19 protein-coding genes and 3 tRNA genes are annotated in these 23,388 nt (G+C 31.2%); 11 read left to right on the forward strand and 11 right to left on the reverse strand.

Going from position 1 to position 23,388, the window contains the following annotated elements; translation table 11 throughout:
- The first annotated feature begins 44 nt into the window (after positions 1–44).
- Both gyrA and ACI5KZ_RS02795 read left to right on the forward strand, forming a co-directional pair.
- Positions 45–2,597 carry a DNA gyrase subunit A gene (gyrA, locus tag ACI5KZ_RS02790; RefSeq protein ID WP_109309892.1) on the forward strand — a complete coding sequence of 851 codons (2,553 nt, stop codon included), beginning with the start codon at positions 45–47 and terminating at the stop codon, positions 2,595–2,597.
- Between the two features lie 27 nt (positions 2,598–2,624).
- Positions 2,625–3,875: a lipopolysaccharide assembly protein LapB gene (locus ACI5KZ_RS02795; RefSeq protein ID WP_109309893.1), complete on the forward strand. Its 1,251-nt coding sequence runs from the start codon at positions 2,625–2,627 to the stop codon at positions 3,873–3,875.
- Positions 3,876–3,932: 57 nt separating this feature from the next.
- Here ACI5KZ_RS02795 and ACI5KZ_RS02800 read toward each other — a convergent pair whose 3' ends face one another.
- A complete protein-coding gene (locus ACI5KZ_RS02800; RefSeq protein WP_109309894.1) occupies positions 3,933–4,682 on the reverse strand; it encodes a C40 family peptidase in 750 nt (249 codons plus the stop codon).
- Positions 4,683–4,700: 18 nt separating this feature from the next.
- The gene (locus tag ACI5KZ_RS02805; protein ID WP_109309895.1) at positions 4,701–5,879 is read right to left on the reverse strand and encodes an acetyl-CoA C-acyltransferase; all 1,179 of its coding nucleotides are present in this window, start codon (positions 5,877–5,879) and stop codon (positions 4,701–4,703) included.
- Positions 5,880–6,007: 128 nt separating this feature from the next.
- Here ACI5KZ_RS02805 and ACI5KZ_RS02810 point away from each other — a divergent pair, with 128 nt between their 5' ends.
- The 5 genes from ACI5KZ_RS02810 (at position 6,008) to ACI5KZ_RS02830 (ending at position 8,663) form a co-directional block, all read left to right on the forward strand.
- On the forward strand, positions 6,008–8,056 hold the full coding sequence (locus ACI5KZ_RS02810) for an HD family phosphohydrolase (protein WP_406846833.1): 2,049 nt from the start codon (positions 6,008–6,010) through the stop codon (positions 8,054–8,056).
- 90 nt (positions 8,057–8,146) lie between these two features.
- Positions 8,147–8,235, forward strand: a tRNA-Ser gene (locus ACI5KZ_RS02815).
- A 29-nt stretch (positions 8,236–8,264) separates the two neighbouring features.
- Positions 8,265–8,339: transfer RNA gene (locus ACI5KZ_RS02820), tRNA-Pro, on the forward strand.
- A 17-nt stretch (positions 8,340–8,356) separates the two neighbouring features.
- Positions 8,357–8,430 (forward strand) — tRNA-Arg (locus tag ACI5KZ_RS02825).
- Positions 8,431–8,510: 80 nt separating this feature from the next.
- Positions 8,511–8,663 (forward strand): hypothetical protein, encoded by a 153-nt coding sequence (locus tag ACI5KZ_RS02830; RefSeq protein WP_165815847.1) that lies wholly within the window; start codon positions 8,511–8,513, stop codon positions 8,661–8,663.
- Here the strand turns inward: ACI5KZ_RS02830 and ACI5KZ_RS02835 are convergent.
- Entirely contained in the window at positions 8,660–9,322 is a 663-nt protein-coding gene (locus ACI5KZ_RS02835) for an HAD family phosphatase (RefSeq protein WP_109309897.1), read from the reverse strand. The genes ACI5KZ_RS02830 and ACI5KZ_RS02835 overlap by 4 nt on opposite strands.
- A 286-nt stretch (positions 9,323–9,608) precedes the next feature.
- On the opposite strand from ACI5KZ_RS02835, the gene ACI5KZ_RS02840 reads away from it, so the two are divergent.
- Complete coding sequence (locus ACI5KZ_RS02840; RefSeq protein ID WP_109309898.1) at positions 9,609–10,013, forward strand: hypothetical protein; 405 nt, start codon at positions 9,609–9,611, stop codon at positions 10,011–10,013.
- Here ACI5KZ_RS02840 and ACI5KZ_RS02845 read toward each other — a convergent pair.
- The 8 genes from ACI5KZ_RS02845 to tsaD all read right to left on the reverse strand — a co-directional run bounded on the left by ACI5KZ_RS02845 (position 10,000) and on the right by tsaD (position 16,773).
- Complete coding sequence (locus ACI5KZ_RS02845; protein ID WP_406846834.1) at positions 10,000–11,184, reverse strand: THUMP-like domain-containing protein; 1,185 nt, start codon at positions 11,182–11,184, stop codon at positions 10,000–10,002. The two genes, ACI5KZ_RS02840 and ACI5KZ_RS02845, sit on opposite strands and share 14 nt — an antisense overlap.
- A gap of 7 nt (positions 11,185–11,191) precedes the next feature.
- Positions 11,192–12,283, reverse strand: a complete 1,092-nt coding sequence (locus ACI5KZ_RS02850) for an AI-2E family transporter (RefSeq protein ID WP_406846835.1) — start codon at positions 12,281–12,283, stop codon at positions 11,192–11,194.
- A 21-nt stretch (positions 12,284–12,304) separates the two neighbouring features.
- The gene (locus ACI5KZ_RS02855; RefSeq protein WP_109309901.1) at positions 12,305–12,829 is read right to left on the reverse strand and encodes a TrmH family RNA methyltransferase; all 525 of its coding nucleotides are present in this window, start codon (positions 12,827–12,829) and stop codon (positions 12,305–12,307) included.
- A 5-nt stretch (positions 12,830–12,834) separates the two neighbouring features.
- A complete protein-coding gene (locus ACI5KZ_RS02860; protein WP_406846836.1) occupies positions 12,835–13,491 on the reverse strand; it encodes a DUF4159 domain-containing protein in 657 nt (218 codons plus the stop codon).
- Positions 13,492–13,506: 15 nt separating this feature from the next.
- Positions 13,507–14,214 carry a 16S rRNA (uracil(1498)-N(3))-methyltransferase gene (locus tag ACI5KZ_RS02865; protein ID WP_406846837.1) on the reverse strand — a complete coding sequence of 236 codons (708 nt, stop codon included), beginning with the start codon at positions 14,212–14,214 and terminating at the stop codon, positions 13,507–13,509.
- Positions 14,214–14,849 (reverse strand): peptidylprolyl isomerase, encoded by a 636-nt coding sequence (locus ACI5KZ_RS02870; protein ID WP_109309904.1) that lies wholly within the window; start codon positions 14,847–14,849, stop codon positions 14,214–14,216. Before ACI5KZ_RS02870 ends, ACI5KZ_RS02865 begins: the two co-directional genes overlap by 1 nt.
- A 240-nt stretch (positions 14,850–15,089) precedes the next feature.
- Positions 15,090–15,704: a hypothetical protein gene (locus tag ACI5KZ_RS02875; protein ID WP_123808411.1), complete on the reverse strand. Its 615-nt coding sequence runs from the start codon at positions 15,702–15,704 to the stop codon at positions 15,090–15,092.
- Between the two features lie 46 nt (positions 15,705–15,750).
- Complete coding sequence (gene tsaD / locus ACI5KZ_RS02880; protein WP_406846838.1) at positions 15,751–16,773, reverse strand: tRNA (adenosine(37)-N6)-threonylcarbamoyltransferase complex transferase subunit TsaD; 1,023 nt, start codon at positions 16,771–16,773, stop codon at positions 15,751–15,753.
- Between the two features lie 105 nt (positions 16,774–16,878).
- Here tsaD and ACI5KZ_RS02885 point away from each other — a divergent pair, with 105 nt between their 5' ends.
- The 3 genes from ACI5KZ_RS02885 (at position 16,879) to gap (ending at position 23,388) form a co-directional block, all read left to right on the forward strand.
- The gene (locus tag ACI5KZ_RS02885) at positions 16,879–21,288 is read left to right on the forward strand and encodes a translocation/assembly module TamB domain-containing protein (RefSeq protein ID WP_406846839.1); all 4,410 of its coding nucleotides are present in this window, start codon (positions 16,879–16,881) and stop codon (positions 21,286–21,288) included.
- 72 nt (positions 21,289–21,360) lie between these two features.
- Positions 21,361–22,347: a 6-phosphofructokinase gene (gene pfkA / locus ACI5KZ_RS02890; RefSeq protein ID WP_109309907.1), complete on the forward strand. Its 987-nt coding sequence runs from the start codon at positions 21,361–21,363 to the stop codon at positions 22,345–22,347.
- 42 nt (positions 22,348–22,389) lie between these two features.
- Positions 22,390–23,388 (forward strand): type I glyceraldehyde-3-phosphate dehydrogenase, encoded by a 999-nt coding sequence (gap, locus tag ACI5KZ_RS02895; RefSeq protein ID WP_406846840.1) that lies wholly within the window; start codon positions 22,390–22,392, stop codon positions 23,386–23,388.

Genomic DNA, 23,388 nt, shown 5'->3' on the forward strand with positions numbered 1-23,388 from the left:
TTAGCACGATTTGAAAAACTAGAAAAAAACTAATTAAATTATATATGGCAGAAGGAGAAAAACTCATTCCAATTAACATTGAAGATGAAATGAAATCGGCTTACATTGATTATTCAATGTCAGTCATTGTGTCACGTGCTTTACCAGATGTAAGAGATGGTTTAAAGCCAGTTCATAGACGTGTGCTTTACGGCATGCATGAACTTGGTATTAGAGCCACTGGAGCCCATAAAAAATCGGCGAGAATCGTTGGGGAAGTTTTAGGTAAGTATCACCCACATGGAGATACCTCTGTTTACGATGCCATGGTTCGTATGGCTCAAGAGTGGAGTTTGCGTTACATGTTAGTAGATGGACAAGGGAATTTTGGGTCTGTAGATGGAGATAGCCCTGCAGCAATGCGTTATACAGAAGCTCGTATGCGCAAAATATCGGAAGATATGTTAGCAGATATCGATAAAGAAACAGTAGACCATAAACTTAATTTTGACGATACGTTACAAGAACCAACCGTTTTACCAACTAGAATACCTGGTTTATTGGTAAATGGAGCTTCTGGTATTGCTGTTGGTATGGCTACCAATATGCCTCCACATAATTTAAGTGAGGTAGTGGATGGTACCATAGCATATATTAACAATAACGATATTGAAATCGACGAGTTAATAACACATATTAAAGCTCCAGATTTTCCAACAGGAGGAACTATTTATGGCTACGATGGTGTAAAAGAAGCCTTTCAGACAGGTCGTGGACGAATTGTCATGCGAGGTAAAGCCATTATCGAAGAAGTTCAAGGTAGAGAATGTATTGTCGTAACTGAAATTCCTTATCAAGTGAATAAGGCAGATATGATTAAAAAAACTGCCGATTTGGTAAATGAAAAGAAAATGGATGGTATTGCAACCATTCGTGATGAATCCGATAGAAATGGGATGCGAATTGTTTACGTATTAAAACGTGATGCCATTCCAAACATTGTTTTAAATAAACTTTACAAATACACAGCGTTACAGTCTTCTTTTAGTGTGAATAATATTGCATTAGTAAATGGTAGACCACAAATGCTTAACCTAAAAGAACTAATTCACTATTTCGTTGAGCACAGACACGAAGTGGTTGTAAGAAGAACCACTTACGAATTACGTAAAGCAGAAGAACGTGCTCACATTCTTGAAGGATTAATTATTGCTTCAGATAATATTGATGAAGTAATTAAAATTATTCGTGCATCATCAAATGCAGATGAAGCTCGTGAGAAGTTAATTGAACGTTTTAAACTTTCAGAAATTCAAGCGAAAGCCATTGTCGAAATGCGTTTGCGTCAATTAACAGGTTTAGAACAAGACAAATTGCGTTCGGAATATGATGATTTAATGGTTACCATCGAAGATTTAAAAGACATTCTTGATAAAAAAGAACGGCGTATGGAAATTATTAAAACAGAATTAGAAGAAGTAAAACATAAATATGGTGACGAACGTCGTTCAGTAATTGAATATGCTGGTGGTGATTTAAGTATTGAAGATATGATTCCAGACGAAAAGGTAGTGATAACTATTTCGCATGCTGGTTATATTAAACGTACATCGCTTACAGAATATAAAACTCAAAATAGAGGAGGCGTAGGGCAAAAAGCATCAACAACTAGAAACGAAGATTTTTTAGAACATCTGTTTGTTGGTACTAATCACCAATACATGTTATTCTTTACACAAAAAGGAAAATGTTTCTGGATGCGTGTTTACGAAATCCCAGAAGGAAGTAAGACATCGAAAGGACGTGCTATTCAAAACTTAATAAATATTGAACAAGACGATGCTGTTAAAGCGTTTATCTGTACACAAGATTTAAAAGACGAAGATTACATTAATAGTCATTACGTAATTATGGCTACTAAAAAAGGTCAAGTAAAAAAGACGTCTTTAGAGCAATATTCTAGACCTAGAACAAATGGAATAAATGCCATTACTATTAAGGATGACGATATATTATTAGAAGCAAAACTAACAACAGGCGAAAGTCAAGTGATGTTAGCCTTAAAATCTGGTAAAGCCATTCGATTTGAAGAAGCTAAAACCAGACCTATGGGTAGAAATGCTTCTGGTGTTCGTGGCATTAGATTGCAAAACGAAAAAACGGACGAAGTTATAGGGATGATTGCTGTAGATGATATGGAAAGTGATATCCTAGTTGTTTCTGAAAATGGTTATGGAAAGCGCTCTAGCTTAGAAGATTATAGAATTACCAATAGAGGAGGAAAAGGTGTAAAAACTATTTCAATAACAGAAAAAACGGGTAATTTAGTAGCTATTAAAAATGTAACTGATAATGATGATTTAATGATTATCAATAAATCTGGAATTGCAATTAGAATGGCTGTTCAAGACCTAAGAGTAATGGGTAGAGCTACACAAGGAGTTAAATTAATTAACTTAAAAGGGAACGACTCTATAGCTGCAGTTGCTAAGGTTATGCATGATGAAGACGAAGTAGAATTAGATGAAGAAGGAAATATGATTGTTCCTGAAGCTTCAGAAAATACAAGTCAAAATGAAGATGGCACAACTCTTGATAATTCCAACGAAGAAGAATAAAAAACGTATAATTTAATATTAATTACAATGAAAAAACAATTTATAGTTGCTTTAGCAATCATGGTAACAACTTTTGGTTTTGCACAAAAAAAAGAATTAAAAGAAGTTGAAAAAGCAATTAAAAACAACAATTTTGCAGAAGCAAAATCTATTTTAAGTCAAGTAGAGCCGATGCTTTCTACTATGGATGATAAATATAAAGCTCAATATTATTACTTAAATGCTGAAGCTTTATATGCTAATGGATCTGCAAGTAATGACGATGTTACTAAAGCTCTAAAAAGTATAGGTTTGGTTGAAGGTGATTATGTTGAAGAATCAGCCGAATTAAAAAAGACCATGATTCAATCTTTTGTAAAAAAGGGGAATGATGCTTATGAACTTAAAGATTATAGCGTAGCTTCAAAAAACTTTGAAAATGCCTATAGAGTTTCAACTAAAGATACATTATATCTGTATTACGCTGCAGTAACTGCAAGTGGAGTTCAAGAGTTTGACAGATCTTTAGTTTTATTAGAAGAATTAGACGATTTAGGTTACACAGGTATTGAAACAGAATACTTTGCAACTAATAAAGACACTGGAGAAGAAGAAGTTTTTCAAAGTAAGTCTATTAGAGACATTTCTGTTAGAGGTGGAACCTATGTTAAACCTGGACAACGTACTACAGAATCTAAAAGCGAAGAAATTGTAAAAAGTATTGCCTCCATTTATAAAAATAAAGGTGAAAACGACAAAGCTTTAAATGCTATTTCTAAAGCGAGAAAAGCTAATCCTGAAGATTTAAATTTATTGATTTCAGAAGCTAATTTATATTTTGAATTAGGCAATCACGAAAAATTTAAAGAATTATTGAAAGAAGCGACATTAAAAGATCCTAATAATCCAGAATTGCAATTCAATTTAGGTGTAATGACTCAGGAATCCGGAGATTTTGAAGCAGCTAAGAAGTACTACGATAAAGCTATAGAATTAGACCCAAATTATACCAATGCTCAAATTAATATGGCTGCTATGATTTTAGATAAAGAAAAGCCATTAATTGAAGAAATGAATAACCTTGGTAGTTCTTCTGCTGATAACAAGCGTTACGATGAATTAAAGCTGCAACGTACTCAAATTTATAAAGATGCTATTCCATATTTAGAAGCTGTTTTAAAAACAGACGAAAAAAATATTGACGCCGCAAAGACATTAATGAATATTTATAGCGCAACTGGATTTACAGATAAATATAAAGCTATGAAAGTTAAAGTAGAATCTTTAGGAGGAAATTAATCCTTATAATTAAAAATATACTATAAAAAAAGCTGCAATTTATTTTGCAGCTTTTTTTTATATCACTTTTTTTATAACTCTTAATTTATGTGTGTGCATTCGTTTATCATGGTTGTAAATACCAGAATGATCTAATCGGTCAATTCGTACTTTACCATGTGCATGAATAATGTAGTTATCCTTCATAATAATACCTACATGAACAATCTGTCCTTCGCTATTATCAAAAAAAGCTAAATCTCCAGGTTCACTTTCTTCAATAAAACTTAAAGCCTCACCTTGCGTTGCTTGTTGCGAAGCATCTCTTAAAAGCTTATAACCACTAAGCTTGTAAACCATTTGTGTAAAACCAGAACAATCTATTCCAAATGGAGTTTTTCCACCCCAAAGATAAGGTGCATTTAAATACATAAAAGCGGTTTCTAAAATACTTGATTTTGGCATTCTTTCTTTTATAACCTGTCCTTCATGTGTATGGCCTAATAAAGAAAGCCCATTTAATGATGCTCCAAGTGGAATGGCATAAAGTTGTAGTTCTTTATCTTCCACAAACTCAACCAAGTTGTTAGACAGAATTGGAAATTCTTCATGAATGGATTTATACGCTACTTCAGAAATTTCAAGATATTGTTTGTTGTCAATCCAGCCTTCATAAGTATCAAAACCAAGACGGATTTTGCTCCAAGACTTACGTTGTTCAAGAACTTTAAAATAATCGCCGTATAATACTTGCGAAACTAATTCGCTAGTATCTGTTGGTTCAAGTCTTAAAGGAACAATGCTTAAATTACAAATTCCGTATTGCATGAATAATAATTATCAGGATTAATGTCTTTCAATTACAACAGCAGAAGCACCACCACCACCATTACAAATAGCTGCAGCACCAATTTTTGCATTGTTCTGTTTTAAAACATTTAATAAAGTAATAAGTATTCTAACTCCAGAGCAACCAAGTGGATGACCTAAAGAAACTGCACCACCATTAACGTTTACATTACTATCGTTAAGGCCTAAAATTTTCATGTTAGCTAAACCAACAATCGAAAAAGCTTCGTTAAATTCAAAAAAATCGACATCCTTTAAAGAAACACCAGCTTTAACTAAAGCTTTTGGTAAAGCTTTTGCAGGAGCTGTTGTAAACCATTCTGGTTCATGGGCAGCATCAGCATATCCAGTAATAGTTGCTAATGGTTTTAAACCTAGCTCTAGAGCTTTGTCTTTACTCATTAATACCATAGCTCCAGCGCCATCATTAATGGTTGAAGCATTTGCTGCAGTTACTGTTCCATCTTTTGTAAAAGCTGGACGTAAAGCAGGTATTTTTTCTATTTTAACGTTGCTGAACTCTTCATCTTTAGAAACTATTATCGCATCTCCACGACGTTGAGGTACTTCAACAGGGACAACTTCATTATCAAATTTCCCAGCTTCCCAGGCAGCAGCAGAACGCTTATATGATTGAATTGCAAAAGCATCTTGATCTTCGCGAGAAAATTTGTATTCTGTAGCACATGCATCGGCACAAACTCCCATAGCATTATTATCGTAAGCATCAACCAAACCATCTTTTTGCATGCCATCTTCCATTTTGGCAGGTCCAAATTTTGTGCCTGTTCTTGCATGGTAATAATGTGGAATTAAACTCATGTTTTCCATACCACCTGCAACTATAATATCTGCATCACCTAAAGCTATAGCTTGAGCTGCCTGCATCACACTTTTCATTCCTGAAGCACATACTTTATTTACTGTAGTACATGGAACTGTATTAGGAATGCCAGCATAAATAGCGGCTTGTCTAGCTGGTGCTTGACCTGTTCCAGCTTGAACTACATTTCCCATGATAACTTCCTGAACTAAGTTAGGATTTAAGTTAATTTTATCCAATGCTCCTTTAATTGCAATAGCCCCTAATCTTGGAGCTGGAATTGTTGATAAAGCTCCTAAAAAACTACCAATTGGAGTTCTGGCTGCAGATACAATAACGACTTCTTTACTCATTTTAAGTGTGTTTCATTTTAATTGATGCAAAATTAATCAATTTTTAGTAGAATCTAGAATGTTTACATTATTATAAGTCGTCTAATTCGGTGATATTTTTATTACATTTGAAATACTTAAAACAATCAATGAAAGACTTTATTAATTTTCTTTATAAAAATCATTCTTTAGCTTATAAACTGATTCTTTTTATAAGTACCACGTTTTTAATAGTCTATCTGTTCCCTAAAAGTGGAAAGTTTAAATATAATTTTGAAAAAGGTAAGCCTTGGCAATCTGAAAATTTATATGCTCCTTTCGATTTTGCTATTAAAAAAACAGAAGAGGAAATTCAATCTGAGAAAAATGAAATTAAAGATAATGCTATTCTATATTTTAATTTAGAGCCAAAAATTAAAGAAGCTGTCATTGAGTCTTATAAAACGGAATTCAAATTAGAATTTCCAGATTCTTTAGTAAAACAAAACAAAGATAATCTCTATGCCAAAGGGCTAGATTTATTAAAGAACTTCTATAATTATGGTGTTTTAAGTGAAAATTATGACTTTTCAAAAGAAAGAAAAGTCATTCTTCTAGAAGGAAGAACAGAAAAACAAACCATCAAATTTTCAGATTTAACCAATCAAGGAGAAATAAAGAATATAATAAGTAAATTGTTAAAGAATGAAAATCTAAGTCAATATACAACTCCATACATTTCTTTATTCTTTGATATTGTAGAACCAAACGTCTCTTACGATAAAGGTTTCACCGAAAAAGCATTGCAAAATGACTTAGAAAAAGTTGCTTTTACAAGAGGAAGTGTAGAAAAAGAAACACTTATCATTTCTAAAGGTGAAGTGGTTGAAGGTAATAAATATCAAATACTTAAATCTTTAGAGTCTGAATATGAATCTCAAGTTTGGACAAAATCAAATTATAATTGGATTCTATTTGCTTACACCTTATTAGTGTCATTAGCATTACTCATGTTGCTTTTATTTTTAAGAAAATATAGGAAAGATATTTTTGAGAATAACACCAAAGTAACATTTATATTTTTTAATGTTTTTTTAATGGTTTTTATAACAACAATAGTTGTTAATTATAATTCATTATATATTTATGTAGTACCAATTTGTATTCTCCCATTAGTCTTAAAAGCTTTTTTTGATGCTCGATTAGGACTATTTACCCACGTGATAACTGTATTGTTATTGGGTTTTATAGTTTCTAATAGTTACGAATATATGTTTCTTCAAATAATTGCAGGAATCGTTACTATTTTAACAGTTTCTGAACTCTATAAACGTGCCAATTTATTCATATCAGTTGGACAAATTACTCTTATATATATTATTGCTTATTTTGCGTTTTTCGTGATTCATGAAGGCAGTATTGAAACGCTAAAATGGGAAACCTTTGGTCTGTTTGTTTTGTGTGGATTAGCAACATTGTTTGTTCAGCCATTAATTTATGCTTATGAAAAATTATTTGGTTTGGTTTCAGATGTATCACTTTTAGAATTATCAGATACAAATACTAAATTATTAAAGGAATTATCTAATAAAGCGCCAGGAACATTTCATCATTCATTAAACGTTGCTAATTTAGCAGAAGCTTCCGCAAATGAAATTGGTGCTAATGCCATGTTAGTTAGGGTAGGAGCCTTATATCATGACATAGGAAAAATGATGAATCCAACGTATTTTACAGAAAATCAATCTACTGGAATTAATCCACATGATGAATTGTCTTCAAAAGAAAGTGCAAAAATTATTATCGATCATGTGATTAATGGTATAGAAATAGCTAAAAAAAATAACTTACCAGATAGAGTTATAGATTTCATTCGTACACATCATGGTACAAGTTTGGTTTATTATTTTTATAAAAAAGAAAAAGACTTAGACGATGCTATTGACGAAAATTTCTTTAAGTACCCAGGCCCAAAGCCGTTTAGTAAAGAAACAGCTATTTTAATGATGTGCGATAGTGTAGAAGCAGCATCAAAAAGCTTAAAAGAACCCACATCAAGTAAGATAGATACGTTTGTGGAAAATATAATTAATAAGCAAATGGTTGATGAACAATTTTTAAATGCAGACATAACTTTTAAAGAAATTCAATCCATAAAAAAAGTGTTAAAACACAAGCTTGCAAACATTTATCATTTGCGTATTGAGTATCCAGAATAAAAATTTAAAAAAGTAAATAAATTTGTTGCGTTATTTCAGATGATATGTTACATTTGCATCCGCAATTTATTGCTATGTTCATAAACAATCGGAGAGGTGCCTGAGTGGCCGAAAGGAGCGGTTTGCTAAATCGTCGTAGGTGGAAACACTTACCCAGGGTTCGAATCCCTGTCTCTCCGCAATTTTCTAATTACATTTAGATAACCTTCGGGGTGTAGCGTAGCCCGGTTATCGCGCCGCGTTTGGGACGCGGAGGTCGCAGGTTCGAATCCTGCCACCCCGACAATTTTTAAGAGTTACGGGCTCGTAGCTCAGCTGGATAGAGCACCTCCCTTCTAAGGAGGCGGTCATAGGTTCGAATCCTATCGGGCTCACAAAAAGCTTCACTAGTAATAGTGAGGCTTTTTTGTTTTTAATTTGTAATTTTAATTTTTAATGAAATTCGTTTCGCAAAATGGCAAAAACTGGTCGAGAAAAAAACACGAAGAACAAAGCCAAACATTCTAAATTGGTAAATAGAAAAAAGAATAAACTTAAAGATGAAGAATTTAAACGCAAAGAACGTTTAAAAGCAATTATTCAGAATGCCAACAAATCAAAAGACTAACTTCTAAATAGCTTTTGAACTTTAGAATAAGAAATCTCTTTAAAATCATTAATTACAACATTAGCTTTGCTATAGTCTTGATTTTTAGAATGTAGACTTTTATAGCCTACACAAAAAATATCAGCAGCATTTGCTGCTTTTATACCATTGGTAGAGTCTTCAATAACCATACAGTTTTCTTTTAGATAACCACTAGCTTCAGCAGCATTCAAGAAGATTTCTGGATGTGGTTTGGAAGCTTTCAAATCGGCTCCACTTAATTTAGTAATAAAGTATTTGTCTAATTCAAATCTTGTAAAAACACTATCTATAGTGCCCATAGATGCTGAAGATGCTAAAACCAATGTCAAACCTTTTTCGTGATATTCTTTAATTAAATCTAGAACGCCATCTAAAAGTTGTAGATCTGGATCCTTTTTGAATAAATCCTTGAAAACCTGTCTTTTAATTTGGACTAACTCTTCTGGATTATTTGAGAGTTTAAAATGATTACAAAGACTTTTACATACATTAATAGTAGATTGACCAGTAAAAGATTGGTAATGTGTTTCGCTGACATTTATTTTTAAAGTATTAAACATGCCAAAATAGGCTTTGTGGTGCAAAGGTTCTGTGTCTACAATTACACCATCCATATCAAATAATACTGCTTTTAACATGAGTCTTTTTTTTTGTAAATATACAGATGATATAAGTGATATTTATATGTTTCAATTAGGATTTATCCCATTTTTTGAGGCTTAATCAATTTTAACAATATTATTAATTGTATTTTTTGTAATATTCTGAAAAAAAGCAATCTAAGGTAGAGTTTAATGAAATTATTATAAATCATATTGCGGTTTATCGAATAAAATAGTCATTTTATCGATAAAAAATATTGCATTTTTAATATTTTAACATATATTAGCCAACTATTAATTTCATTTAAAACCCAAATATAAAATGAAAAACCTACTTAAAAGCGTTATGCTTATCACTCTTTTTTTGCCCTTTTTTGGTTGTGAAAGTGAGTCCTTTGAGATAGCAGAAGAAGCTATAATTCAAGATTCAGAAACAACAGAATTGTGTGCAAACCAAAAACCGCAAGTACAGTTAACAAATAATTGTAATTTGCCAGTTTCCTTAAAAATTCAAGATCAAAACGGAATCTTATTAGAATTTGTAGAAGAACTTCCAATTGGAGGAATCTCAGAATGGAAACCATTTAATCCTGGAACTGTTGTATTAACCATTTTTACAACATCTAGTACTAAAGAAATAACAATGAATTTTAATTATTGTAATTCTTTAGAAATTGGAATAGATGAAAACTTTCAATTATCAACCAATTTAATTACAGAGCTTTAATGCAAATAATTAATATTTTTTGATTTTCTAAATTGGTGGTCGCAAAGATATATTTGTTACCACCAACTTTTATTCCCAGCTTTTTTCTGATAGTTTCAACAGATTCTGGGAAATTTCTAGTGGTTACATTCGCTTTATCGACTCCAATTTTTTTAAATTGCTTTTTATTGTAAGGGACTATTTGCTCTATAATAAACTGTCTTCCTGGAAACTCAATCAATCTATTAGATGTATATAAATGTGAATGTTGATGTAGTTTCTTTAATTGAAGTTGTATTGAAATACTGTTAAAACCTCCAGATTTTAAGATGGCTGCATTGGGCTCAAATAGATAGGTTAGAGGTAGGCTGTATTTAGACTCAGCTGTAGATTCATTAATCAAGTTAAAGCTGAAATGTTCTTCATTCTTACTAGAAATATTAACAGTTCTAATTTGAATATCAGTTTCAATATTGTTTTTTTCTAAAATCCAAAGTAATTCTTTTACTTCATTATTAACGGCAACAATATGTATTGTTTTTACATGCTTTAATTCGGTTATACCTATTGTTAAATCTAATAATGGAGATGTTTTAATTAAGATGTTTGTAGAACAATTAAATAATAGGTCTATATGTTCTGGTACATTAGGCAAACAATCGTAGAGAAAAAATACTTTTCCTTTACTGTCATGCCTTCTGGAAGGATCTATGTAGATCCAATCGAACTTTGAGTTTTCATCTTTAAGATATAAAACTCCATCTTTAGTAATAGTTTGAATATTAGAACTCTCTAATTGTTTAAAATTATGTGATACAATCTTTGAGAGTTCTTTGTCTATTTCACAATGGATAACCGTTCTAAAGTATTTTGAAAAGTAAAAACAATCTACACCAAAACCTCCAGTAATATCAATTATTGAGTTTCCCGAGATGAGACTTGCTTTGTATTTAGCTGTAATTTCCGAAGATGTTTGCTCTATATTAAGCTTATTTGGGTAATATATATTTGAAGTTTGAAACCAAGTAGGAAGTTTTTTTTTACACCTTTTTTTAGCTTCAATTTGCTCAATTAACACTTTAATATCAACTTGTAATTTTGTATGTTTCTTAAAAAGTAATACAGCTAAATCTGTATTTATATTTTTATTTATAAAAGCTTGATTTTCAATATTTAAAACAGCATTGTTCAAAGTGTTTTTATAAGTTTTTTGTGAGTTTTTGAACGACTTTGTTTTCAGATAAGAATTCTTTTAAAATAACTTTTATAACCGTATATGTAGGTACAGCAATAATCATTCCTATGATTCCAAAAAGTAAACCAGCTATAATGATAACCAGAAATATTTCTAAAGGATGAGACTTAACACTTTTAGAAAATATTACGGGTTGACTAATAAAATTATCTATTAGCTGTCCAATGGTAATTACAAGTATTACTTTAAGTGTAGTTGGTATAATAACATCACTAAAACCACTCCCTAAATTACTTGTCATGGTTAGAAGAATCATGATACAGCCTCCAATTAATGGGCCTAAATATGGAATTAAATTTATTAAAGCACATAAAAAAGCTATAACTATAGCGTTTTCAACTCCAACAATTAACAGACCAATGGTATAAATAATAAATAATACAGAAATTTGAAATACTAAGCCAACAAAATAACGAGATAGCAAATTTTTAATTTTATTGATAGAGTTTTTTAATCGTATTTCTTTATTATCAGGGATTAGTGTCATCAACCCATTTTCAAATAATTTACTGTCTTTTAAAAAGAAAAATGAAATAAAAAGCACAGAGAATAATCCCATACTAAAACTTCCGAAACCACTTACTACCGAATTTAAAAATTCTGGAATAACTGCAAAATCAATCTTAGAAAGTAGACTGGAACTAGCTAAAGGGTCTTCATCTTTTGCTATTTCTCCTAGGTTAAAATGAGAGATAAACTCTGTATAAATATGTTTAATATTACCTTGAAGCTGATCAATATTTAATAATGATAAATTTTGGCCTTGTTCTACTATCAACGGAATAAACAAGCCTATAAGTCCAACAATGACTCCTAATAATAGGAACATAGTCAAAGCAACTGCTAAGAGATTATTGAATTTTAGTCGATCCCTAAGAAAACCAATAATTGGTCTTCCAGTTAAAGAAATAACTGCAGATATTGCTATATAAACTATAACCGACTGAATTTTATACAGAAAGAATAATAAGACACCTATACCTACTATGGTCGCTATGGCTCTTAAAATCCCGTTAGAAATGTCTTTTGAATTCATTTAGTAAAGATACATTTTGTTTTAATTGCTCAAGAGTTTATTTTTTTTGGTCTGTTTTGTAATTTCATATAAGGTAACACTGGTGGCCTGGACTACATTCATACTACTATTTTGTCCATGCATGTTTATATGAATAATCGCATCTGATATATTTAAAATTGTTTCTGACACTCCAAAATTTTCATCTCCAATAATTAATGCAATTTTTTGATTTTCAGGAAAAACGAAAGAGTCTAAAGGCAAACTATTACTAGTGATTTCCAATGAAATAATCTGATAGTTTTCTGCTTTTAAGTAATTGATGGTTTCCAAAATAGATTCTTTTTCTACAAAAGGAACTGCTTTTTCGGTTGCTCTTGAGGTTTTTGTCATTTTTCTTCCCGATGGAATCTGAGAGCCACAAAAAATAATTCTTTCAATACCGAATGCATCTGCTGTTCTAAACAAACTGCCAATGTTTGGCGCATTGGTTATATTGTCGCATACTAAAGTAATTGGAAATGTTTGTTTAGTAAAATGAGTGTTATAATGAGTTAGTTGTTTCACAAAAATTAATTTTCAAACGCATATTTAACAATATTGGCTCCCATTTTAAGCGCTTTTTCTCTAATATCTGCTGGATCGTTATGGACAACTTCATCTTCCCAGCCATCTCCTAAATCGCTTTCAAAAGTAAAAAGCAATACCAATCTATTTTCGAAGAATACACCAAAAGCTTGGGGTCTTTTTCCGTCGTGTTCATGTATTTTAGGAAGACCTTTTGGAAAAGCAAAAGCCGTATTGAAAATGGGATGGTTTGCAGGTAGCTCTACAAGTTCTTTATCTGGAAAAACCTTTTTTAATTCTTCAGTAATATAAGGTTGCATTCCATAATTATCGTCTATATGCAAAAAACCACCAGAAATTAAGTAGTTTCTTAAGTTTTCGGCATCATTATCATCAAAAAAAACATTTCCATGACCAGTCATGTGGATGAATGGATATTGAAAAATTTCAGTACTACCAGTTTCAACTGTTTCTGGTTTTGGGTTAATTTTGGTATCAATATTCGCGTTACAAAAAGCAATTAAATTAGGTAAGGCTGTTGGATTTCCATACCAATCACCACCACCTTTATATTTTAAAATGGCAATGTCTTGTGAGATAATAGTTGAAGAATAAAGAAAAAAGACTAAAGATAAAAGAATCGTTTTTGCTAAGTTTTTCATTAAAAATAATATTTTTTAGGATTCATTTACAAAAGCAATTGAATGACAAGCTACAATTGCTGCAGTTTCAGTTCTAAGTCTTGTGTTTCCCAAAGTTACAGGAATAAATTGAGATTGAAGAGCTTGCTCGATTTCTTTAACACTAAAATCGCCTTCAGGACCAATTAATATGGTTAGGTCTTGGTTTGGGATGATTTCATTCTTTAAAGATTTTTTATCCGATTCTTCGCAATGTGCAATAAATTTTTGACCAGAAAAAGATTGGCTAATAAACTCTTTATAAGAAATAGCATCATGAAGTTTCGGTAAGTAGCAGGATAGGGATTGTTTCATGGCAGCCTGCAATATTTTTTCAAAACGCTCGATTTTAATTACCCTTCGTTCGCTATTTTCGCAAATAATAGGAGTAATGGAGTCGATACCAATTTCGGTTGCTTTTTCTAAAAACCATTCGTATCTATCGTTCATTTTAGTTGGAGCTACAGCTAAATGAACATAATAAGCTCTCTTTGCCTGTTTTTCTCTGGCATTTATAACTGCTACACAGTTTTTAATATCAGCCACAGTTATTTTTGCTGTAAAAAGCCAACCTAATCCATTGGTTATATGTAAAATGTCTCCTGCAGATTTTCGTAGTACTTTTACAATATGCCTACTTTCTTCTTTAGAAAAAATAATTTCTGTAACCTCTTGTGTAATATCTGGATTATAAAATAACTGCATTAATCTTTTAACTCTACAATTTTTAAAACTTTTACCTCTTTAATCTCTTTAGGTTGATATGTGTTTAGAATGATGTAATATAAACCATTCTCATCATCATCTAAGGTGAAAATATCGTTTTCAGAATAATTGGTTTTAGTAATATCTATGTTGTTAAAAAACATGGATGCTTCGTTTTTTGTAAACCAACCAGTATCTCCACCTCGTCGTGCATTATCTGCTACTGAGTATTTTTTAGCTAAAAAATCGAAAGGAGAACCATTGTTATAAGTAGTGATAATTCGGTCTCTAAAAGCGTTTATTTTCGAAACATCTGTATTTTTACTATCTAATAGAATATAACTCAGTCTATAGTGCGTAATGCTCGTTTTTTCAACCACTTTATATGTGGTTTTTTCATAATTATTTTCAGTGGTGGTTTTGCCTCCAACAGATAATTTAAAAAGATCTGTTGCTAATGTCGTTTTATGTTTCTCTTCATTGAAAGTAATTAGTTTATTGCCTTTTGTTTTATTGTTTTTAAGATATTCTTCTGCAGAAGCGGTGTCATTAATTAAATTTAAATCATTTAAATTTTCTTCTTGAGCATTTAAAGTTGTAGCAATAAGTGTGAAAACAAGCAAAAATCTTTTCATTATGGTCTGGATTTAATAGTATCACAAAAAAACAAAATTAATAGTTTAAAATAACATAAATCTGTAAGGTTATTAACAGAGCTTTTAACAAACTTTTAGAAAGGATTATTCGGTATGTTATAAATTAAGTAAAATGTTGTAAAGTAGTTTGTGTTTGTCGTTAGCACTTAAACAAACTCTTATAGAATAACTCGATTTGCATTGTAATTTTATTCGCTAATATTAAACTGAAAGTCTTATTTATTCTATAAATACAATATCAATTTTTGGTAAAAAATTATAAACATCTACTTCATCGTCACTCCAAATATCAATAAAGCGAGTAGATAAAATAGATAATTCGTTAAAAGTATAAGGTAGAAACTCAATATTGCCATTACTAATTCCATCAATAACAGTTCCTAAGGAGTTATTAGAGTCGTTATTCAACATGTTTTGAATTCTAGAAATAACATATTCTGTATTTGGTTCTAAAATTATATTTTGAGAAAGATTGACATAACTCATATTGTTTTGAGTAAATAAATGATTGCCAGAATATAAAATTGTATTTGTTGCTTCTTCTTTAATAATTATACCATAAGGTACTGTTACATCTTCATGAAAACTTTGGTAGCCAATACTGCATATCTGTTTTTGTGAAGAAACTTTAAACACATATGCATGCAAACTTGATTCTACTGTATCATAGCTTAGTAAATCTTCATTAATCACGATATCATCATAAAGATTTGAAAAATTACTGTTGGAATTATTACAAACTTGTTGAATTGAGTCATTATTATCATCATTCTGACAGGAAATCAATAAAAATGACAAAATAATTAAAATAGTAAAATGTAGAAATAGCTTCATGAAAAATGGTTTTTAACAAGATATAAAAATTAGTTGATTACGAAAATCAAATCTTTAACCTAGCAGAAGCTGTAACATGTTGTTCTGAAAAATCTTTTTCTAAATATTTTAAATAGCCAACAATAGCAATCATTGCAGCATTGTCTGTGGTGAATTCAAATTTTGGGACATATGTTGTCCATCCAAATTTGCTTTCTCCGGCTTTTAAAGCTTGTCTGATTCCTGAATTTGCCGAAACGCCACCACCAATAGCTATGTGCTTAATGCCTGTTTGCTTAACAGCTAATTTTAATTTATCGATTAGGATACCAATAATAGTATATTGAATGGATGCACAAATATCGTTGATGTTCTCTTCGATAAAATTTGGATTTGCTTTAGTTTCTTTTTGAATAAAATATAAAATTGCTGTTTTTAATCCTGAAAAGCTAAAATTTAATCCTTCTACTTTAGGTTTGGTAAACTGAAAAGCTTTCGGATTTCCTAATTGAGCACGTTTGTCTATTTCTGGGCCTGCTGGGTATCCTAGGCCTAAAACTTTACCACTTTTATCGTAGGCTTCTCCAACGGCATCATCGATAGTTTCGCCTATCACTTCCATATCAAAATAATTAGTAACCTTAACGATTTGTGTATGTCCTCCAGAAATGGTCATAGCTAAAAATGGAAAAGGAGGCTTATTAAAGCCTTCCTCGTCAATAAAATGTGCTAAAATATGAGCTTGCATATGGTTGACATCTATTAAAGGTATGTTTAACCCCATAGCAAGCGATTTTGCAAAAGATGTACCAACAAGCAATGAGCCCATTAAACCTGGACCGCGAGTAAAAGCAATGGCATGAAGTTGCTCTTTTGTAATGTTGGCTTTTTTTATGGCTTGATTAACCACAGGAACAATGTTTTGTTGGTGCGCTCTCGATGCAAGTTCAGGGACAACACCACCATATTCTTCATGGATTTTTTGACTGGCAATAACATTACTTAAAATCTGTCCGTTAAAGATTACAGAAGCAGCTGTATCATCGCATGAAGACTCAATTCCAAGAATGTAAATATTTTGTGAAGACATTAGTAAAAATTAGGCACAATAATTGTTAATTTTGGTTTCAAAGTTATAACTTTAAAACGTATCAAAAAATTTTTAAAAATACTATCTAAATTAGTAGCAATAATATTGCTGCTTTTCATCATTTTGGTGTTGTTGTTATCTATTCCTACTGTTCAAACATATTTAGGAAAAAAGGTAACAACACGAATAAATGAAGATTTTAAAACTAACATAAATATTGGTAAAGTAGGACTTCAATTCAATGGAGATGTAGAATTAAAAGAAATTCTTATTAGAGATTATAAAAAAGACACACTTTTTGCTGCCAAAGAATTAAATACTTCTATTTTAAACTTTAAAAATATTATGAATGCCAAATTAGCTTTTGGCGATATCGATTTGGAAGGATTAGTATTTAATTTAAAAACGTACAAAGGAGAGTCTGAGACAAATCTGGATATTTTTGTAGCTAAATTTGATGAAGATAACCCATCCGATAAAAAAAGTGAATTTTTACTTTCTTCAAGCGATGTAACCATAAATGGTGGGACGTTTAGATTAATCGATCAAAATAAGGAAACTCCTAAAATATTAGAATTTACAAACATTTACACCAATACCACAAATCTGTTAATTAATGGTAGTGATGTTAGTACACGAATAAATACCCTAGCTTTTTTAGATAGTAGGGGATTAGAAGTTAAAAATTTAGTCAGTAATTTCACATATACTCCTAGTAATATTTTACTAGAAGATTTAAGCATTAATACACGTAATTCGTCTTTAAACGGAGAGGTTAAATTTTTATTTAAAAGAGAAGAATTAAAAGATTTTACCAATAAAGTACAAGTTGACGCAACTTTCATAGAATCAGACATTGCATTAAATGAATTGAATACATTTTATAACGAATTTGGTATAAACCAAAGAGCCAAATTGAGTGCTAAAATTGACGGAACTTTAAACGATTTGCAATTAACTAATTTAAAGGTATTCACTAGTTCTAGGAGTGAAATTAATGGCGATATTAACTTTAAAAACTTATTTAATATTGAAGAAAATAATTTCTATATGCAAGGAGATTTTGATAAGTTATCTTCAAATTATAGAGATTTAAAAGCCTTGTTGCCAAACGTTCTAGGAGAGTCTATTCCTTCTGCCTTCGATAAATTAGGAAATTTTAATATTGTTGGTCAGACAGAAATAACAACATCTGAAATAGTTGCTAAATTAGAAATTTATACGCAAATAGGATTTATAGATGCAAATTTAGAAATGCAAAAAATTAACGACATTGACAATGCATCTTATTCTGGAAATGTGGTTTTCGAAGAGTTTGATATTGGAAAATTTATAAACGATGAAACTCTAGGTGTTGCTTCATTAAACTTAGATGTTAATGGTTCTGGATTTACTAAAGAGAATGTGGACACGCATCTAAATGGAGATATTTTTTCAGTGACGTATAATAATTACACCTATCAGAATATTGAAGTCTCTGGAGATTTAATGAATAAAATATTTGATGGAAAATTAAATTCTAATGATAAAAACTTGCAACTAGAATTTAATGGCTTAGCCAATTTTTCTGAAGAGATCAATACATTTGATTTTGTTGCAAATGTGTCTTATGCAAATCTTAACGCGTTAAATTTTATTAAGAAAAATGACATTTCTATTTTTAAAGGAATTGTCGACATGAAAATGGAGGGAACTACTATCAACGACGCTGTGGGTAGTATTCAATTCAATAAAACCTCTTATAAAAACGAAAACGATGAATACTTTTTTGACGATTTTGCCATAACCTCTTCTTTTAATGGAAAAGTAAGACACATAGAAGTTAATTCTCCAGATATTATTGAAGGCAAACTAAGTGGTGAATTTATGTTTGAGGATATTGGTTTGTTGTTTGAGAATGCTCTTGGAAGTATTTATACAAACTACAAACCTCATAAAGTGACATTAAATCAGTACATAGATTTTAATTTTAAGATTTATAATAAGATAGTCGAAGTTTTTGTTCCTGAATTATCCTTAGGAACAAACACCTATATTAGAGGAAGAGTTGAAAGCGATGAAAAAGAATTTAAATTAACTTTTAAATCTCCAGAGATAAAGCTTTACGATTATTTTGCAAATCATATTGAATTACAATTAGATAATAAAAACCCACTTTTTAATGCCTATGTAGAAGTGGATAGTTTAAATACTAAATACTACAACGTTTCTAAATTCAATTTAATTAACAAAACCCTAAACGACACCCTGTTTGTTAGAACAGAATTTCAAGGAGGTAATAAAAATGCTGATATTTATAATCTGAATTTTTATCACACCATTAATAAAGATAATAAGTCTGTTGTTGGATTTAAAGAATCGGATGTAACTTTTAAAGGAAACACTTGGACAATTAATGAGAAAAGAGATAATTTAAATAAGATAAAATTTGATAATAATTTGATGAATTTTGATATCGATCAAATTGTTATGAACCATGGTAACGAAGAGATACAACTCTCCGGAGTTTTAAAAGACTCAACCTATAAAAACATCCATTTAGATTTTAAAGATGTCGATTTAGCAAAAATCACTCCAACTGTTGAAGGATTAGATCTTCATGGTAATGTAAATGGAAAATTAGATGTCTTACAACAAAATGGTAGCTATTTACCAAACTCGTCAATAATTATTGACAATTTTGTTGTCAATGAATTGGCATTAGGATCATTTGATGCTAAAATCGTAGGGAATGAAGATCTTACAAATTATAATGTAAACATTAAGATTAAAGACGATTTTTCAGAATCGTTTACAGCGTCTGGAGATATTTATGTCAATGGCGAAGCTTCCTCAATAGATGTTGGTTTAAAGTTTAATAAGTTTGGTCTTCAAATTCTCAATCCCTTTTTAGTTGATGTTTTAGAAGACATTAGAGGCGATGTTTCAGGCATTGCAAGGGTTACTGGTAATTTAAAGAAACCAGATATAAGTGGCAATTTAGAATTGAACAATTCAGGTTTAAAAATTCCATATTTAAATGTGGACTATAAATTTGCAGAGAACTCTGTTGTAAGCTTAACAAACCAAAGTTTCGTATTTAATAACCTAAAATTAGCAGACACTAAATTCGACACCAAAGGAGAATTAAATGGAAGCATCAGTCATACAAATTTTTCCAAATGGAAATTAGATTTAAATGTAGAGACTTCAAATCTAGTGGTTTTAGATACAGATGGAGTTGTAGACGATGAAGAAGATGACGAAATTTTATATTACGGGACGGCTTTTATTGGTGGATCGGCTACTATAAAAGGACCTGCAGACGAATTGGTGATAAGTGTGATAGCAGAAACTAACCCTGGGACAACATTTGTAATTCCATTAAGCGACATGGAATCTTTTGGAGATAATTCTTTTATACATTTTTTATCACCTGAAGAGAAAGCTGCAAAACTTAAAGGCGAAGATATTGTAGTTAAAGAAGTTAAAGGATTAGAACTAGATTTTGATTTGGATATCACGCAAGATGCTGAAATTGAAATTGTTATAGATAAAGACTCTGGAAGTACAGTTAGAGGAAAAGGTGTTGGTGGTTTGTTAATAGAAATTAATACCAATGGAAAATTTAGAATGTTTGGTGATTTTGTAGTATTCCAAGGTTTTTATAACTTTAAATATGGTGGAATCGTTGAAAAACAGTTTGTAGTTGAAGAAGGAAGTTTAGGTTGGGATGGAGCACCATATGATGCCAGAATAGATATTAAAGCCATCTATAAAACCCAGGCAAACCCATCACCTTTGTTAGACAATCCAATAAATAGGAGCATTCCAGTACATGTTGTTACAACGCTTACTGGTCAATTAGAAAAACCGGATGTTGATTTCGATTTTACGTTTCCTAATTTAAGCTCAACAGTAAAATCCGAAATTCAATATCGATTAAGTTCTAAAGAGGATAGAGATAATCAGGCATTGTATTTACTAGCAACAGGATCTTTTTCTAATAGATTGAACGATGTTAATTTCACAGGTACCTTAACAGAACGACTTAATGGCATCATTAATGGGATGTTTACAAGCGACAATAAAGTAAATATAGGCTTGAATTATGAAGCAGGAGAGAACAATCCAGATTATCAGACTGAAAATAGATTAGGCGTTACGTTGCAAACTAATATTTCTGAACGAGTAATTATAAATGGAAAAGTTGGTGTGCCAGTAGGTGGTGCTAATGAGACGGTTGTTGCAGGTGATGTTCAAATAGATTTTTTGCTAAATGAAGAGGGAACTTTAACGGCAAAGGTGTTTAATAGAGAAAATAGTATTAGAAATTTTGGTGAAGAAATAGGGTATACCCAAGGAGTAGGAATTGCCTATAGTGTCGATTTTGACACTTTTAAAGAACTTATAAATAAAATTTTTAAAGGAAGTGTAAAAACACCTGAAAAAACGGAAAAAGTGAAAGAAACAGAAACTGAAGAAAGCATGTTGCCTTCTTATGTAGGTTTTAAGAATGACAAAAAGGAAGAATAAAATAGTCATGACATAAATCATGATTTTCTCAAGCTTTCTTTAGTAAATTTACGTTATAAAATAGTATCATAAATGGATGAAAAGATAAAAAAAATTGGCGTGATGACTTCTGGAGGAGATGCTCCAGGTATGAATGCAGCCATTCGTTCTGTAGTAAGAACTTGTGCCTTTCACAATATTGAATGTGTTGGTATTTATAGAGGGTTTGAAGGGATGATGGATGGCGATTTCAAATCGTTTTCAGCTAGGAATGTCAATCACATCATTCATACAGGAGGAACTGTTTTAAAATCGGCACGTTCTCAAGAATTCAGAACAAAAGAAGGCAGACAAAAAGCACACGAAAACCTTCTAAAGGAAGGTATTGATGCTTTGGTGTTAATTGGTGGAGATGGCACATTTACTGGAGGCTTAGTTTTTAATGAAGAATTCAACTTTCCTATTATAGGAATCCCAGGAACCATAGATAACGATATTTTTGGCACCAATTTTACCATTGGTTATGATACTGCTATTAATACCGTTGTTGAAGCAATAGATAAAATTAGAGACACAGCAAGTTCTCATAAACGATTATTTTTTGTAGAAGTTATGGGGCGAGATGTTGGTCATATAGCTTTAAATGCAGGCGTTGGAGCAGGAGCCGAAGAAATTTTAATCCCTGAAGAAGATTTAGGCCTTGACAGATTAGTAGAGTCTTTAAAACGAAGTAAGGCTTCAGGTAAATCTTCCAGTATTGTAGTGGTTGCTGAAGGAGACAAAATTGGTAAAAACGTGTTTGAATTAAAAGATTATATAGACGAAAATATGCCAGAGTACGATGTTCGCGTGTCTGTTTTAGGTCATATGCAACGTGGTGGTTCCCCTTCATGTTTCGATCGTGTTTTAGCTAGTAGAATGGGAGTGAAGGCTGTTGAGTCTCTATTGGAAGGTAAATCGAATTATATGGTGGGCATTTTAGATAACAAAATGGAACTAACAGCTTTAGAAAAAGCAGTAAAAGGAAAATCAGAAATAAACTTAGAATTATTGCGTGTATCTGATATCATGACTACATAGTAATTCAAAATGAAAAAATATTAATAAATAATAAATTAAAAAATGTCAAATATAAAATTAGCAATTAATGGTTTCGGAAGAATTGGAAGACTTGTATTTCGAGCAGCAATAAAACAACAAGTTGAAGTGGTAGCTATAAACGACTTATTAGAGGTCGATCATTTAGCATATTTACTTAAATATGATTCTGTTCATGGAAAATTTGAAGGAACAATAGACGTTGAAAAAGGACAATTAATTGTCAATGGAAAGACTATTAGAGTCACTTCAGAAAAAGACCCTAGGAATCTTAAATGGAATGAGGTTCAAGCAGATGTAGTGGCAGATTGTACAGGCATTTTTAAAACCCTAGAAACGGCTCATTATCATATTGAAGCAGGAGCAAAGAAAGTAGTTGTTTCAGCACCAAGTAAAGACATTCCAATGTTTGTTATGGGCGTAAACCACAAAGAATTAAAAGTGTCAAACAACATTATTTCCAATGCATCCTGTACTACAAATTGTTTAGCTCCAATGGCTAAAGTTATGGACGATAATTTTGGAATTGAAGAAGCTTTAATGACAACCATTCACGCTACAACAGCATCACAATTCACAGTAGACAGTCCTTCTAGAAAAGATTTTCGTTCAGGTAGAAGTGCATTATTAAATATCATTCCAGCTTCAACTGGAGCTGCTAAAGCAGTTGGAAAAGTCATTCCAAAATTAGATGGAAAATTAACAGGAATGGCCTTTAGAGTACCAACAGCAGATGTGTCTGTTGTAGACCTTACAGTTAGAACAGAAAAAGAAACTTCACTCGATGAAATTAAAGCAGCATTTAAAAGAGCTTCAGAGTATGAAATGAAAGGAATAATGGGATACACAGAAGAGAAAGTGGTCTCTCAAGATTTTGTTGGTGAAACTAGAATTTGTGTTTTTGATGCTGATGCAGCCATAGAATTAAACTCCAGATTTTTTAAGCTTGTTGGTTGGTATGATAACGAATATGCATATTCAGTAAAATTAGTTGAACTTGCAGAACTTATGCATTCATTATAA

Origin of the sequence: Xanthomarina sp. GH4-25 (assembly GCF_045363175.1) — a bacterium.
Classification (GTDB): Bacteria; Bacteroidota; Bacteroidia; order Flavobacteriales; family Flavobacteriaceae; genus Xanthomarina.

Excerpts from the sequence above, each read along its gene's own strand:
- ACI5KZ_RS02870 (WP_109309904.1), bottom strand. The coding sequence starts at position 14,849 with ATGAAAAGATTTTTGCTTGTTTTCACACTTATTGCTACAACTTTAAAT.
- ACI5KZ_RS02865 (WP_406846837.1), bottom strand. The coding sequence starts at position 14,214 with ATGCAGTTATTTTATAATCCAGATATTACACAAGAGGTTACAGAAATT.
- ACI5KZ_RS02800 (WP_109309894.1), bottom strand. The coding sequence starts at position 4,682 with ATGCAATACGGAATTTGTAATTTAAGCATTGTTCCTTTAAGACTTGAA.
- gap (WP_406846840.1), top strand. The coding sequence starts at position 22,390 with ATGTCAAATATAAAATTAGCAATTAATGGTTTCGGAAGAATTGGAAGA.
- ACI5KZ_RS02840 (WP_109309898.1), top strand. The coding sequence starts at position 9,609 with ATGAAAAACCTACTTAAAAGCGTTATGCTTATCACTCTTTTTTTGCCC.
- pfkA (WP_109309907.1), top strand. The coding sequence starts at position 21,361 with ATGGATGAAAAGATAAAAAAAATTGGCGTGATGACTTCTGGAGGAGAT.
- ACI5KZ_RS02860 (WP_406846836.1), bottom strand. The coding sequence starts at position 13,491 with ATGAAAAACTTAGCAAAAACGATTCTTTTATCTTTAGTCTTTTTTCTT.
- tsaD (WP_406846838.1), bottom strand. The coding sequence starts at position 16,773 with ATGTCTTCACAAAATATTTACATTCTTGGAATTGAGTCTTCATGCGAT.
- ACI5KZ_RS02830 (WP_165815847.1), top strand. The coding sequence starts at position 8,511 with ATGGCAAAAACTGGTCGAGAAAAAAACACGAAGAACAAAGCCAAACAT.
- ACI5KZ_RS02850 (WP_406846835.1), bottom strand. The coding sequence starts at position 12,283 with ATGAATTCAAAAGACATTTCTAACGGGATTTTAAGAGCCATAGCGACC.
- ACI5KZ_RS02810 (WP_406846833.1), top strand. The coding sequence starts at position 6,008 with ATGAAAGACTTTATTAATTTTCTTTATAAAAATCATTCTTTAGCTTAT.
- gyrA (WP_109309892.1), top strand. The coding sequence starts at position 45 with ATGGCAGAAGGAGAAAAACTCATTCCAATTAACATTGAAGATGAAATG.
- ACI5KZ_RS02875 (WP_123808411.1), bottom strand. The coding sequence starts at position 15,704 with ATGAAGCTATTTCTACATTTTACTATTTTAATTATTTTGTCATTTTTA.
- ACI5KZ_RS02805 (WP_109309895.1), bottom strand. The coding sequence starts at position 5,879 with ATGAGTAAAGAAGTCGTTATTGTATCTGCAGCCAGAACTCCAATTGGT.
- ACI5KZ_RS02795 (WP_109309893.1), top strand. The coding sequence starts at position 2,625 with ATGAAAAAACAATTTATAGTTGCTTTAGCAATCATGGTAACAACTTTT.
- ACI5KZ_RS02835 (WP_109309897.1), bottom strand. The coding sequence starts at position 9,322 with ATGTTAAAAGCAGTATTATTTGATATGGATGGTGTAATTGTAGACACA.